15 protein-coding genes are annotated in these 14218 nt (G+C 50.9%); 9 read left to right on the top strand and 6 right to left on the bottom strand.

The annotated features are described in order from the left end of the window. Window positions 1-263 precede the first annotated feature (263 nt). Complete coding sequence (locus ACTF5M_RS07965; protein WP_438960505.1) at window positions 264-803, top strand: SOUL family heme-binding protein; 540 nt, start codon at window positions 264-266, stop codon at window positions 801-803. Window positions 804-1274: 471 nt separating this feature from the next. Here ACTF5M_RS07965 and ACTF5M_RS07960 read toward each other — a convergent pair whose 3' ends face one another. Further along, window positions 1275-1841, bottom strand: coding sequence for an MORN repeat-containing protein (locus ACTF5M_RS07960; RefSeq protein WP_438960504.1), 567 nt, complete (start codon window positions 1839-1841; stop codon window positions 1275-1277). Window positions 1842-2418: 577 nt separating this feature from the next. Here ACTF5M_RS07960 and ACTF5M_RS07955 point away from each other — a divergent pair. Further along, window positions 2419-2916: a helix-turn-helix domain-containing protein gene (locus ACTF5M_RS07955; protein ID WP_438960503.1), complete on the top strand. Its 498-nt coding sequence runs from the start codon at window positions 2419-2421 to the stop codon at window positions 2914-2916. A 309-nt stretch (window positions 2917-3225) separates the two neighbouring features. Further along, entirely contained in the window at window positions 3226-3834 is a 609-nt protein-coding gene (locus ACTF5M_RS07950) for a hypothetical protein (RefSeq protein WP_438960502.1), read from the top strand. A gap of 8 nt (window positions 3835-3842) precedes the next feature. Here ACTF5M_RS07950 and ACTF5M_RS07945 read toward each other — a convergent pair whose 3' ends face one another. The 4 genes from ACTF5M_RS07945 to ACTF5M_RS07930 all read right to left on the bottom strand — a co-directional run bounded on the left by ACTF5M_RS07945 (window position 3843) and on the right by ACTF5M_RS07930 (window position 7740). Continuing rightward, window positions 3843-5123: a tyrosine-type recombinase/integrase gene (locus tag ACTF5M_RS07945; RefSeq protein WP_438960501.1), complete on the bottom strand. Its 1281-nt coding sequence runs from the start codon at window positions 5121-5123 to the stop codon at window positions 3843-3845. Window positions 5124-5413: 290 nt separating this feature from the next. Continuing rightward, window positions 5414-6847, bottom strand: a complete 1434-nt coding sequence (locus ACTF5M_RS07940) for a DUF6880 family protein (RefSeq protein WP_438960500.1) — start codon at window positions 6845-6847, stop codon at window positions 5414-5416. Window positions 6848-6895: 48 nt separating this feature from the next. After that, a complete protein-coding gene (locus ACTF5M_RS07935) occupies window positions 6896-7288 on the bottom strand; it encodes a DUF4149 domain-containing protein (protein WP_438960499.1) in 393 nt (130 codons plus the stop codon). Window positions 7289-7371: 83 nt separating this feature from the next. Beyond that, a complete protein-coding gene (locus ACTF5M_RS07930) occupies window positions 7372-7740 on the bottom strand; it encodes a dihydroneopterin aldolase (RefSeq protein WP_438960498.1) in 369 nt (122 codons plus the stop codon). 137 nt (window positions 7741-7877) lie between these two features. Between ACTF5M_RS07930 and ACTF5M_RS07925 the strand changes: the two genes are divergently transcribed. Then, on the top strand, window positions 7878-9203 hold the full coding sequence (locus ACTF5M_RS07925; RefSeq protein ID WP_438960497.1) for a DinB/UmuC family translesion DNA polymerase: 1326 nt from the start codon (window positions 7878-7880) through the stop codon (window positions 9201-9203). A gap of 37 nt (window positions 9204-9240) precedes the next feature. Here ACTF5M_RS07925 and ACTF5M_RS07920 read toward each other — a convergent pair whose 3' ends face one another. Continuing rightward, entirely contained in the window at window positions 9241-9555 is a 315-nt protein-coding gene (locus ACTF5M_RS07920) for a hypothetical protein (protein WP_438960496.1), read from the bottom strand. A gap of 199 nt (window positions 9556-9754) precedes the next feature. Between ACTF5M_RS07920 and ACTF5M_RS07915 the strand changes: the two genes are divergently transcribed. The 5 genes from ACTF5M_RS07915 (at window position 9755) to ACTF5M_RS07895 (ending at window position 14140) form a co-directional block, all read left to right on the top strand. Then, window positions 9755-10996, top strand: a complete 1242-nt coding sequence (locus ACTF5M_RS07915) for an FAD-binding domain-containing protein (RefSeq protein ID WP_438960495.1) — start codon at window positions 9755-9757, stop codon at window positions 10994-10996. Between the two features lie 248 nt (window positions 10997-11244). Continuing rightward, a complete protein-coding gene (locus ACTF5M_RS07910) occupies window positions 11245-12354 on the top strand; it encodes a TauD/TfdA family dioxygenase (protein ID WP_438960494.1) in 1110 nt (369 codons plus the stop codon). A 141-nt stretch (window positions 12355-12495) separates the two neighbouring features. Further along, the gene (locus tag ACTF5M_RS07905; RefSeq protein WP_438960493.1) at window positions 12496-12804 is read left to right on the top strand and encodes a LysR substrate-binding domain-containing protein; all 309 of its coding nucleotides are present in this window, start codon (window positions 12496-12498) and stop codon (window positions 12802-12804) included. Beyond that, entirely contained in the window at window positions 12743-13117 is a 375-nt protein-coding gene (locus ACTF5M_RS07900; RefSeq protein WP_438960492.1) for a LysR substrate-binding domain-containing protein, read from the top strand. Before ACTF5M_RS07905 ends, ACTF5M_RS07900 begins: the two co-directional genes overlap by 62 nt. 162 nt (window positions 13118-13279) lie before the next feature. Then, window positions 13280-14140: a fumarylacetoacetate hydrolase family protein gene (locus tag ACTF5M_RS07895; RefSeq protein WP_438960491.1), complete on the top strand. Its 861-nt coding sequence runs from the start codon at window positions 13280-13282 to the stop codon at window positions 14138-14140. The last annotated feature ends 78 nt before the right edge of the window (window positions 14141-14218 follow it).

The following is a 14218-nucleotide window of genomic DNA, read 5'->3' as shown; positions in this document are numbered from 1 at the left end:
GTAATACGTCGATCATCAGTCCAATAAGCTGGTGGATAAACTCCATTATCGAAGAGCATACTAGGGGTTTTGGTTTTCTTCTTAAGTCATGTTAGAAACCATAAAGTACACGAAACAGATCGAACATCTTGAGGTTCCTGCTTACGCTTTACCTTGAAGTTTAGAGTGACCAGTGCCACCTGATAAGCATGAAAGATATTCTCAGATCACTGGTTCTGTGTTGCCTCGTAGTAGTCTCTACTGTTTTCGTTGGAGGGGCCGTTATGGCATATGAAGAACCACCTTATGATGTCGTATCCAAGGCGGATGGGTATGAAGTGCGTGAATACGATGATCGTATAGCTGCTCAGGTTTCCAGTCAGACGCGTTCCAATAAGGCTTTCAGAACCTTGTTCAAATACATCTCAGGGGCAAACCAGTCTGCTGAGAAGGTCTCTATGACCGTTCCTGTCGCTCAGTCAGAGAAGATAGAAGTGACTGTACCAGTCACGCAGGGTGCGGAGAGTGATGTAAGGTATATGCAGTTCTTCCTGCCATCCTCATACACTTTAGAGACAGCCCCGAAGCCTACTAATCCATCTGTAGAGGTCATTAAGGTCGAAGGTGGCTACTACGCTGTCTACGGCTTCAGTGGTCGTGCCAACGACAAGAACGCTAAAGATGCAGAAGCCCAACTACTGGATCGTTTGAGCCGTGATGGCGTTACAGTAACCTCAGAGGTCATTAGAGCTACCTACAACGGGCCGCTTACCTTGCCGTTCAATCGTCGAAACGAAGCAATGGTTCGGATTGTCTGGCCCTAATTCCGTCGTAGGGTATATTCCCTCGTGGGACCGTCAGACCCACATTCCACATCCACACACCCAACAGCACAGCGGTGTGAAAAACAGTCAACTAGCTGAATGAACCCTCACAGATTGATGTGATGGCTAGTATCTCAATCTCGATACCACAGTAACATTTAACTCTGCCTTAGTTTGTCATGCCAAAACCGTACCAATAGGGGTGTTATTCCAGATTTATGGGGCTATTTACCGCATCGTCTTAAACTCTAAAGGGAATATGCCGTGCTGATTGGATATGCGAAAACATCTACGCTTGAACAGCGTGCGGGTCCTGAAGCCCAGCAGCGTGACCTTGAAGGGTATGACTGTGAGAAAGTCTTCACAGAGCAAGTCTATCTTTAGTTGAGGGTGAACAGCTTGATGCGGCGCTGGGTTCGAGACAGTGATATGCCTAACCTCTGATAATCGAAATAGAGTTAAACTAGCCTTTCAATTATTGTTCTGCGGGGCTACCAAAGTACCTTCTCCACTAAACTGCCCATCTTTGAACTCACCAACGTATTCGAATCCATTAGAATACGTATAAGTGCCTTCTCCGTTAAACTGCCCATTTTTGAACGCTCCGACGTATTTGTCGCCATTAGAATAAGTCAAGGTACCTAGCCCGTCGAAGTTATTATTTTTGAACTCACCAATGTACTTGTCGCCGTTGGCAAAAGTGAAGATGCCTTGCCCATATCTTTGATTATCTGTCCATTCGCCAACGTACTCACCTCCAACAGAAAACGTAAAAGTTCCTAGCCCGTTAAATGCGTTATCTTTGAATTCACCAACATATTCGTCGCCATTAGGGTAAGTGAAAGTACCTACTCCATTTGCTTTACGGCTCCTCCATTCGCCAACATATATTTCGCCGCTAGGATAAGAGAAAGCACCTGAACATTCATGGTATTGTGTAATTGTATCGGAACCACAATTCGGCAATGAAGAGCTAGCAGAAGCGCACATTACAAAGGCGAAGTAAGAGCTAATTACGGTTAAAGTCGGACGTATCATGCAACTATGCTATCAAAGTTAATTTTAGCTGTAGAGTCTTTTAATCTTAAAAGGTTTCTGGTCGCCATAAATAACAGCGGCATTACCAATACCATACACAATGAGCTACAGATATGTCCAACATATCTGGGGCCAACTCACGTGATACCTACCATAAGATTGCAGTCGTAACGTTAGGTATAAGTTTGGTGTGAAGCCAACGGCACTAAGCCAGTCAGCCTCACTAGCAGACTTACTCCTCAGCTTTCTTTGCTTCGTAAGCAGCTTTCTTCTCTTGGTATTGTTCTTCTGTCAGGTTGTGCCATCCAATGCACTTTCCTGTAGGACTCGCCCACATCCACAGTCTGCCATTTCACTCTCCTTGTGTAGCTGCTACTTGTCAGATGTAGCTTTAAGCCAGTTAGACAAGTCAAGCCAACCCTATGCCAATCTCTTTCAAGCCCATCTACTAGCCTTATAGTGATGCATCACGTAGATGTAGCGCCATGCTAGGCTCATTATAATCTGCATAGATGAGACTAGCTGATACCTGTATCACCTGCTACTATCACCCTTATTACCACCATAGGTTTCACTCATGTTCTCACCGCAGAAAGCAGCAAACAAAGCTGGTGTTAGTCGTACAACTATTATGAGAGCTATAGAGAATATGCGGCTCCCAGCGCGTCGGAACAATAGAAATCACTGGTCTATAAGACCCACTGATCTATCCAACTGGATGCAAGAGCGTGAGAACAGCGAACCAGAACCTCTTACTGTGACTTCCAGTGAAACGTCAGTTCTAGCTTCCACCCCTACTCAAGAGCTTGAGTTACTGAAATCGCAACTATCGCTGAGCTTCACGCAGCAAAGACTAGAAGCTGTAGAGCAAACTAATGAGGAACTAAGGGCTGAGGTACGTGAGCTTAAATATGACCTACGTCAAAGCCGTGCTGATCTAAACGATGTATGGAGGCAGGTTACACCTGTATTAGCCGACTTAGCAAAGCCACGCCGCAGAATTAAGCCGCTGATGTTGTCAGAAGATTGGAGCCTGTTGGACGAAGATGAAGCTGACAACCTGTTTAAAGATTAGAGCGGTAGCTCGTTCTTAGCAGCAGTATAAGTGAGGCCAACAGTACTAAGCCAATCAGCCTAACGAATAAAGGCACATTGGTAGAGGCGATATGAGGCTCACTGAGAGCTATGAACTCCTGGGTCATCTTGGTTGGTTTGCGTCTGACTTGAGCCTGTAGGTAGCCTCAGAGAGCATGGGGCCCCCTAGAAAATACGCAGGTGAATCCGTCTGCGCTGGTTTCCGCCTGAGAATCCAAGATAAAGATTTAGTCTGTATGTTTCTCGGCAAACGAACTAGGCCGTTATCAGCCAGCGGGGAGTAAGAACTTTGAAGAAGATAGTCATTATTGGAACGCCAATCCTATTGCTGTGTACCTATGCGGTGTTCACGTTTCTGCACAACTCTTCACTGTCGCACTCTTATGCTGCCATGCATGAAATGCACCACGGGAAGTCAGGTCACAACTCACAAAATCATGCCAAAGGCCATATGCACGACGAGGTGAATATGCCTGGATTGCAAGGTAAGGATACAACTCCCGAAGAAGTGTCCGACTTGCGTACTATCTTTCAGCAGCACCCAAAGATTGAACGAACAGTGTCTAACCTTCCTAATGGCATTACGACGTTTACAGGATCAGCCAACATAGAATTGCAGGATGCTATTGTTTCGCACGTTTCAATGATGGTTACTCGTCTAGCGGAAGGACGGAACCCTGAGGTAATAATCCAGTCACCGACGCTGGGTGCTCTTTTTGATTTTCACGATGAGATTGAAACTGAAATCGAAAGAACGAGTGACGGCGTGAAGGTAGTGCAAACCTCGGAGAACGCAGAGGTAGTCTACCTCTTACAAGCCCACGCAGCAGAGGTGAGCGATATGTCCGCTAGAGGTATGGTTGCAGTCCATGAACGTATGTCTGGAAGCGACGGTTAGGATACTAGTTAGTGAGTACCCCAGTCGACATGACTTATGGCGTCCTTTAACCCTTCCAGCGCCAACCCATCAGAATAGTTCCCAAAAGTCTGCCCCTCGACCTCGTGTCCCATGAGCCTTGCTACTTTGGTCACAGGAACTTTTGCGTTCTCAAGCTGTGTAGCAAAGCCTTTACGGAACGAGTGGAACACATAGTCTTCCCCGTAGCCAAAGCGCTTTTTTAGTCTACCAAACTTCTTTCCTATAGCATTTGATCTGTTGCCGTACTTGTTAAATGTCAGGCCAGCTAGCAGATAACCGTCTGCGCTGGTGTTAATAAGTCTAGCGACGGTTTGGCTTATATGTGGATGGATAGGCACTGTACGCCATCCAGCCTCTGTCTTTGCATCCGTAATCTCAATCTTATCGCCCGAAATGGCCTCTAGCCTCAATGCGCATAACTCTTCGATCCGACATCCAGTGTAAGCAGCTAGCTTGATCAAGTCGGCTAGCAGGTCGTCGTCACAGGCGCTGAGTAGCTTTTGATAGTCAGAACTCCTAAACGACTTTCGCCGTGCTTTTATAGCGGTTTTGGTTCGCTTCTTGGGCTTCGGTGGTAGGACCTTAACGAAGGGAGGGGGTAGGGTGAGGCCCTTATTGTTTTCCAAGTAGTCCCAGTAGACGCTTGCAGGTGAGATCATGCGCCTTCTTGTTGCTAGAGAAAGGCCCTTTTCAGTTCCAAGTGTGACATTGACCCACTCTCTGACTTTGGCTTTTGTGGCATCGTGGGCATAGGGAAACCGTTCAACGAACAGCATGACATCTCTTCGCTGCATATCAGCAGTCTTTGGTGCAACATCTCTTGAGGCGAAGAACTCCTCAACGTGTTCACGGAGTAGATGGGTCTTCCCATGCGCCACGCTGACAGCGTCATACAGTGCCGTAGGGCCATCGCCTTCGTTTTGTTCGCCGAAGTATTCGGCAATGGCGACCTCTTCTTGTGCCATCTGTATTTCATGGTCAGGCACGCCTTGAGCTTTCAGTATTTGAGTATGTTGTCTTACCTTTTTGATACTTGTGAGGACATCGTCGCCATCAACATTTTGGCCCCGTGCGATTGTGACCTGCCGCTTCCATTCAAGAATAACAGGTAGAACTCTTTGTTCTGCAATACGCTGCGAGTCAGTTCTCAATGACATAACAAAGCGAGGTTTCCCGAAGTGCTGTCGTAGGGCTTTTGGTATTTCAAGAACGGCATACCACTGCCTTCTCCGCTTTTGGATGTATTTCGGAATCGTAGCTCTCCACACACGTTTACCACACACGTTAACCACACACGTTAACCACACACGTTAACCACACACGTTTTGACATATAAAGCTTTTTTTAATTTGACATATAAAGCTTTTTTTAATGATTATTTGAAGGAAAGGGTCTCGAGGGTTCGAATCCCTTCGTCTCCGCCATACACCATATTTTTTGGCGTATAAATTTGGTGCTGCTGGTCCCGTCTGTTTTCAGTGCATGGTGAAAACAGATAAGCTCAGAATAAAAATCCAGCATAACCTTAAGGTTTTGGCGGATAAGTCATAAAGGCAAACTACCTGCCTTCGTATTTCTCCCAGAACGACGATCTGCGTGAATAATCGTTTTGCAAAGTCTCGACATAGCTTTCGTGCGTTGGTAAATCACCGTAGTCCGAGATGTCGTAGCTGAGCATTTCGCAATCACGCAAATGGTTCGCGATGTGACCGTAGCGTGATGTGCGCCCTTCAATGAGTGCGAAATCGATCATTGCGCGTAACAATACTGTGGCCGCTAAAGGATACTTTTGATGCAGGGTGTCTGCTGCGCTGTTCAAAAATTCATAGTCATCGCCATCGAATTCATCCGCCCGCGCGACGACTAACTGTGCTGCCGTGTGCAGATCGGGCCAGGTTAGGCAGAAGTGCAATGCGTGTGGTGCGTCTGGGTACGCTAACACAACTTGTCTCGCGCGGTCTTCGGCTTCTACATCGTCAAAATCCGGCAGCGCCTTCAAGAAGTTGCGCAGATGGTCACCGCTGAGCCGCGTCTCAAAACAGGTCCATCGGTACGTCTGCGCATCTGTCTCTCTGCCCAGCTTTAACAACGCTGCGAGATATGCAATGTCCCAAGCTTCTTGAGCAGACGGGTCAGGCGCGGGGTCTGCATTTGTCAGGATCTCCAGCGCTTCTTCCGGCTGACCGTCGGTCAGTTTGAGGGTCGCAACTTCGGCTGCAACGGATTTGCGCCGCAGATCTGCCGATGTGAACTGTGCGATATACCCCTCAGTATCACCGCTAAGTTCTGCAATTTCTTGGAGGGATTTTTGAACAAGCGCCTCGCGTTGTGACGTGCGATAGTCACTGCCGCCTCTTAGGTCACGCAAAAAGGCAAATGCCTCGTGATCAGGCGTGGTTTGTTCACTGGAGGCGTCTGCAAATTGCACGATCTGTTCTTTGAGGGCGGCAAGACCGTCTGTGCCCAATGTCTCGGCGAGCAGACCAATGATATCGTCCCACTCGCCGTAGATGTTATCAGAAACTGCTACCCAAACACGGTCGGCAAGCGCGGTTCTGTCGATCTTTGTGCGGGTGCCAATGTCTTCGAAATGTTGAAGAGCTTCGTGAAATGCAGTGGCAATATCACCACGACGGTCGTCTGCCCGCGCATAGATCGAGGGCGCGAGTTCGATGAATTGCCACAAGAGATCGAACGCCGTGTCCGGGTCATCCGGCGCGATTTTGTCAACAATCATCGCGACTTGAGTATTCAGGTCTGCCACAAGTGACTTGCGTTTGCGCCAACTCACGCGCGCTTTGGATTTGCGAATGGCAGCAAGGCGCTTGCGAACGTCATGGGCCAACTCAGACGCGCCGAGGTTATGGCTTAACTCCATCCGCAGTCGCCGTTTGATATCTGCACTTCCGGTGCTGACTTCCATTAAAAGCTCGGCGAGGCGATCGGCGCCGAGCGCTGTCAAATTAGCTGCGTTAAGAGTTTTCTTGGACATGGCGGGGCGGTGAACTTTCGACGGCTTTGGGGAGCGGAGGCTATGACCTTATGATCCGAGAAGCACAAGCGCCCATCCCGCAAGCCCTAATTGGGCCAGCTGAATGACGACCGATAATCCGTGTAGCCATTTGAATGCGGCCTGATCATCACGGTCTGTTGCCGCGTTGATCTGGGGCATCAGTATTTGGCGCGCATAGACTGTACTAAGACAAATAACGGCGAGCAAAGCCGCAGCGACACCCGAGTTTAGGAATGCTGCAGCAGCGCACAGAGCGGACAGCGCAATGATGACCAGGTAATAGTATGGAAATGTCCCACGCAAAAGCGGGCGTACTTGGGCCATTGGAAGCTGTGTAAAAAGCACTGGCGCGAAGCCAAAACTGAAAAAAGTCATGCCGCCGAATAAAACAGCACTTAGCAACAGAGTTACGATATCCAAGTGAACCCCCTCTTTCTGAATAACCTGTTGAGTGTTGATCTAGCGTTTAGCGGCGATCCGTCACTTTGAATTACGAATATTCGCTAAAGCATTTTCGTTAAGGTTAAGCCGCAGGCCAAGTGTCCGCTTTGTTCAAATACTGGAAATTTACGCAGGTAGATCTCGGCGCTTTTGATGTCAGGGTACGCTGCGCAAATCCCTACAATCTCGGTGATCAACCACTCCTGCGTCGCACGATGGCCGGTACCAGCCACGTCATGGATTGCTGTGACCAAAGGATCATAGTCAAACACATGGGCCATATCATCCTTTGGGATCAGAACTTGGCTTGCGTCAACGGATAACACCAGATCAAGCAAATGATGATCTGGCACAACATCATCAGGGCCATATGTTCCAATCAGTGTAGGCAAAATCATATCGCGCAATTCAATTGTGCTGGTCGCTGGCATATCTGGTTTGAACCTCGCAGAAGCATTTCCGTAACATGCAGGTAGCAGTAGCAGACGATGTGGCAACGTGCGGCCACTGGGCAATGTGAGTATGTGTATTATCTTTGGGCGTGGCCGGTTTGAAAGGAAGGTTGATAATGTCAGGAAATCTGCGCCTTCCTGAGCGGTTGTATCTGGATTTTGACAGCTTTTTTGCCTCGGCCGAACAGCATTTTAATCCCGCACTACGTGGCAAGCCCATTGGTGTGGTTGCGTTGGATTCAGCTCATACGGGCTGCATCGCGGTCAGTCGCGAGGCCAAGGCCATGGGCGTGAAAAACAACATGACAGCACGCGATGCACGGGCCTTGGTACCTGATATGACATTCGTTGTGGCGCGCCCGGATGTTTATGTGCGGTTGCACAGCCGCATTCTTGAGGTGATCGAAACTGTCGTGCCGATCCAAGACGTCAGATCAATTGATGAAGTTGTCTGCGCGTTGTTGCCAAGTGAAGCGCGGCAGTGTTTGACCCTGGCGGCAAGAATTAAAGCTGCCTTGGCGCGTGAATTCAGCCCTGTGTTGACTTGTTCAATTGGAATGGCCCCGACAGAGCTTTTGGCAAAAATCGCAGCGGAGCGGCATAAACCAAATGGCACGTTATTGTTGGATTTGGATATGCTGCCTGATGCGCTAGCCGATCTGAAGTTGACCAAGTTGCCGGGTGTTGGTGACGGTATGATTGCACGACTGGCCGCAGCGGGCGTTACTGATTTCGTGGGGCTTTGGCACCTTGCACCGAAACAAGCGCGCGCAATTTGGGGCAACGTCGAAGGTGAGCGGTTTTTGCAAGAACTGCATGGCACACACGCCCCGCGCGCCCAGACACGCAAGCGCATGTTTGGGCACAGCCGTGTGCTGCCGCGTGATTGGCGCAGCCCTGACAAAGTAGAAGATTGTGCACGACAACTGCTGGCAGGTGCGGCGCGGCGGCTGCGGCGGACAGATCTGCGCGCGTCAAGGCTGACTCTTTCGATGCGAAGTCAGCGCTTGCGCTCAACCCGCGCAAAAAGCGCGCAGGCGCAGGGTTGGAATTGGGAGGGTCAGTTTGCCCCATCGCGTGACGATCACAGCTTTCGCAAAACCCTTGCGCAAGGTCTGGCTGAGGCGCGCCAGACGATGCCATTCAGCCCTCACGCTGTCTCAGTCATGCTGCACGGGTTGGACGCGGAAGCTGATTTGACAGGTGATCTGTTTGATACGCTTTCCAACGATGCGGATGATCGCACACGGTGGGAAACGATTAGTGCAACAATGGATCAAATGCGGTCACGATTTGGCGGAAAAGCATTGTCACTGGGTGTGCATGACACTGTTCCGGGCGGATACGTTGGCGGCAAAATCGCATTCGGGCGGATACCAGAGGCGGGGGATTTTGAGGCACCTACGGGTGAAGACGGTGACACGCATTTCTGCAGTTTTTGAGGGTCGAAAACAGGCGTGCTTTTTGTGTCGCAGAATCTTAACTCAGCTTGCCGCGCCAAACTAAAGACTGTTTGTTCAACACATTCAGATCAGCTGTTCCGTCAATGATATCGGTGCATAGACTTACGGCTCGCATCGCTTGTGCGCGGGTTAAGTGCTTGTAGGCTGGGCGGGCCAAATGGTCGTACCAGATGCCACCACACACGGCATCCAGCACAATACGCTGAAAACAGTGGTCATTCCTTACGGGCCAGTGGCCGTGGGTTGTCCGCGCCAGCTCTGGCATCGTTTCCTTTGTCAGCACAGCATAGTGTGCCACAAGATCAGCGGTTTTTGGTTCAATCTGTGTCATGCCATGCCTTTCAATTATTGGGTAAGCTAGGGCAACCTGATCTGTGGCAAAATATTGCCTTGGGTTGATTGGCTCTCGACGCAGGCGGAATTGCCGCTAACTGCATGTCACATGAAGCAGTCCGATAAGCGTCTATCATGATAGCGGCGTGGGGCGTTTTGTGCAGCATTTTACGTTCATCGGCGCGGGATCACAAAGCATGAAAACAAAAGATCTGATCGTTGACTTGGCCGCGCGTTCTGAGCAGCCAGACTTTGCGCCAACGCGGCAAGCAGGATTGGCGCGGCTGGCGGCCTTTAACGAACGTGCGGGAGATGTCTACGATCGATGCCGAAACTATGATTTGGGTCCCGAATATCGTGCAAATGTCTCGGCGCTGTCACCTTGGATAAAACACCGCTTGATCACGGAGACCGAGGTTTTGGAGGCGACACTTCGCGTGCATGATTTCAAAAACGCCGAACGGTTTGTGCATGAAGTTTTTTGGCGAACCTATTTCAAAGGATGGCTTGAACAGCATCCGACGGTCTGGTCAGCGTACCAAGCGGGTTTACGCAGGCAGATCAAAAGCCTTGAAAAAGATCGGCGTTTGGCGGCGCATTACAGCGAGGCGATTGCAGGTGAAACGGGAATTGATTGCTTTGACGCATGGGCCGAAGAACTGGTTACAACTGGCTATCTGCACAACCATGCGCGCATGTGGTTCGCGTCAATCTGGATTTTCACTTTGCGCCTTCCTTGGGAGTTGGGCGCAGATTTCTTTCTGCGGCATTTACTAGACGGCGATCCTGCATCGAACACTTTGGCTTGGCGTTGGGTCGCGGGCATTCAAACTAAGGGGCGGCCCTACATTGCGCGTGTTTCAAATATTTCCAAATTTACCAACAGGCGGTTTTGTCCGACCCATCAAATCACCACCAACGTTACGCCGATTGAAGATGCGAGTGATCATTTGCGCAAACGGCTTCCGGATGCGGCGCGGCCAGAAGATGTCCCGAATGAGTTTCTGCTGCTTGTCACAGAAGATGACATGCAGATAGCAGACGCGCTGCCGCATGCGCCTGTGGCAACGATAGGGGCCCTGGCAACGACAGGCAGATCACCGTTGCCAGTAGCAGAGGTAGCGCAACGCTTTGCGTCAGATGCGATGCACGATGCCTGTGGTAGCACTGTGGTCATCAATCAGAACGTATGGGCAACCGAAATCATTGAGGCTTGTGAGCGGCACCGGACAAAAACCGTGGTGACCGGGCATGCGCCCATCGGGCCGACCGCGACCGCGCTTACTGCCGCACATCCTGATCTGGTAGCAGCGGGTATCAACGTTATTCAAGTGCGCCGCTCGTTTGATACAATCGCTTGGCCTCACGCAACCAAGGGGGTCTTCGCGATGAAAAAAGCGGTGCCGTCAATTTTGGAAAAACTTGGTATTGCTCACTGATCAACCACACATCGGTTGTTGCGGTTTTTTTACATCAGCGTAATTAGCGCGTTTGCTCAAGAATTTCTTTAACCGCGTTGTTGTTCGTGCTCTAGTCGAGAGATAGCATTTCTGGAGGAGCCATGTGCGCTGTGTTGGGAAGATGTCTGGGCCATCCGCACGGTAAGGCTCAGGAGTGGTGGCCGCCCCCTTATTAGGTGGGCGTATATTTTCAGTTTTCTGACATCACATTCTCATCGGAGATACCTATGACACCGAACCTTACATCTGGGGCCGAGAGCCTCGAGATATCTTGGCCTGACGGCACCGTCGGCCAGTTTCCATATATTTGGCTGCGTGACAGCGACCCTTCCGGCTTTCACGCCAAAACAGGCGAGCGTGACTTCGACCTTACCAGCGTGCCTCTTGATCTCGCGCCGCATGCGGCTGAAATCACCGCCGATGCTTTGATCCTGACGTGGACGCGGGAGGCGGCGCCAAGTCGATTTGATCTTGATTGGGTTAAGGCGCATCGGCCTGGAAAAGTACGTTATGACCCTGCGGATATTGCACCTGTTCCTTGGCGCGCCGAGCTTGGCGACAATGGTGTGCCGCGCAAAGATGCCAGCACACTTATGTCTTCAAATGATGCCCTGGCTGAGTGGCTTGAACAGACAAAAAGATACGGCCTGTCGATTGTGACAGGTTTGTCGGATGATCCGGAGGCAGGCGAAACAGTTGCTCGCCGCATCGGGCACCTGCGCGAGACCAATTTTGGCGTGACGTTTGAAGTCATGTCCAAACCTGACCCGATTAACCTTGCCTACACATCTGATGCGCTGCCTTTGCACACTGATCTGACAAATCAAGATGCGCCGCCCGGCTACCAGTTCCTGCACTGTATCGCCAACGAGGCCCAAGGTGGCGGCTCCACATTTTGTGACGGCGCTGCGGTCGCTGAGGATTTGCGGACAGCTGATCCGGAGGCATTTGAGATACTGTCGACCGTATCAGTTCCGTTTCGTTTTCATGACAATGAAACGGACATCCGTTCGCGCAAGCGGGTGATAGAACTCGGGGCCAAAGGCGAAGTTCGCGAGGTTTGTTTTAACGCGCATCTTGCGGATATTCTCGACCTTGATCCAAGCACGATGACCACGTTTTACCGTGCGTACCGCAAGTTCATGCAAATGACCCGTGATCCGGTTTATGGCATCCCTTTTCGCTTATCTGGTGGCGAAATGGTGGTTTTTGACAACCGTCGCGTCATGCATGGCCGCGAGGCTTTTGATCCATCGACAGGCTTCCGCCATCTTCGGGGGTGCTATGTTGATCGCGGCGAATGGGACAGCCGTTTGCGTGTTTTGAAGCGGGTGTAAAAATTATCTTGGGGCGTGCCAGCATTCGGGTCGGTACGTCCCATTTTTCGTATTTGTCCTTGGCGTATCCCTAAAGTGCGGTTGGGTTATTTCCGAACTGCCCGTGAGCAGCCCCACTAGAGTGGTCCATGTTAAAAGTTAGTGCATGATTGGCCGTTGGTCCATCGGGATGATGGCCTATGGCGTAGGTGCGCGGTAGCCCAAGGAACCATTCGTGTGGCGGCGAACACCTCATCGATCACGCAGTTTTTGCCTGAAGACCTTGCTGCCTTCGAACGTGAACGTCCCGATTTGCGTGTTCAGCTGGTTGAGCAAACTAGTGCCGATCTTTTGGACGCGGTGCGCTCTGGCGAGACTGAACTTGGCATCTATTCAGGGTTCACGGATAGTGCCTGGGGTTCAGTCTGTGCTATACTGGGGCGATCCTCTTGTCATTGCGGCCCCCTCTGATCACCGGATTGCGGACTTTGAAAAAGTGACATTCGCAGATGTGCTGAGCGAAGATTTTGTGGCGCTGCAGCAGGGTAGCTCTATCCAGCATCATCTTGAGCGGCAGGCCTATGAGTTGAACAGCCAAATCAGAACACGTGTAAAATTGATGAGTTTCGACGGTATGCGGCGCATGGTTCAGGCACGTCTGGGCATCGCGATTTTGCCTTTGGGCGCGGTTGAGCCTTACCTTGAGGGGTCAGGCATTTTTATTGATCCCCATCGAAGAAAACTGGGCCCGGCGAGAGCTGCGCATCGCGATGCGCGACCTTAACAGTATTACGGTTCAGTTCCGCGCGCTGTTGAAGTTTCTCGCGCCAAGCGTTGAGTGATAGGACGGGGTCCACATGCCGTCTTGTCCCCGTGACGCGCTATTGATTTACTTTGACGTAAGTAGGGCATTTGCGATGCCAAAACTTATTCAAAGGAGGGCGCAATGAAGCTTGTAAGATACGGTGCTGAAGGCGCGGAAAAGCCAGGAATGCTGGATGCAACTGGCTACGTGCGCGACCTGTCTGGTTTGATTGATGATGTGGGGAGAGATGCGCTTTTGCCCGACAGCATCGCACGGCTGGCTGGGATTGATCCGGGAAGCCTGCCGCTTGTTTCGGGGACGCCACAAGAGAACCTGCGCCTTGGGGCCTGTGTCAGTGGAATTGGAAAGTTCATTTGTATCGGTTTGAACTACGCTGATCATGCTGCCGAAGCTGGCATGGACATCCCTGCCGAGCCGATAATTTTCAACAAATGGACCTCTGCTGTTTGTGGCCCGAACGATCCAATTCAGGTGCCGCGCGGCAGCACCAAAACTGATTGGGAAGTTGAGCTGGGCGTCGTGATCGGACAGAGTGGCAGCTATATTGATGAAGCCAATGCGATGGATCATGTTGCGGGCTTTTGTGTTATCAACGACGTGTCTGAGCGTGATTTCCAACTGAACCGGTCGGGCACATGGGACAAGGGGAAGGGCTGTGACACGTTCGGCCCCACGGGTCCTTGGCTTGTGACGCCTGATGAAATCTCAAACGTGAACGATCTGGCTATGTGGCTTGACGTGGATGGGGTGCGGATGCAGTCAGGCTCAACATCGACGCTGATATTCAAAATTCCGCATCTTATTGCGTATTGCAGCCAGTTCATGAGCCTTCAGCCCGGGGATGTCATCTCGACGGGTACGCCACCCGGTGTCGGCATGGGGCAAAACCCACTGCGCTTTTTGCATGGGGGCGAAACTGTCAGCTTGGGGATTGAAGGCTTGGGCCAGCAAACAAACGTGGTGCTGCCGTCCGCTAAATAGAACGCTTCGCCGGTGTTGTAGTTCCGCGAGGCATTTCTTTTACTGATAAAAAATTCAGGCGCCACAATATCCTGCGGC

The organism is Nereida sp., assembly GCF_965655635.1.
Taxonomy (GTDB): domain Bacteria; phylum Pseudomonadota; class Alphaproteobacteria; order Rhodobacterales; family Rhodobacteraceae; genus Nereida.
The sequence above is the reverse complement of the archived record's forward strand: the minus strand, read 5'-3'. Positions and strand labels throughout refer to the sequence as shown.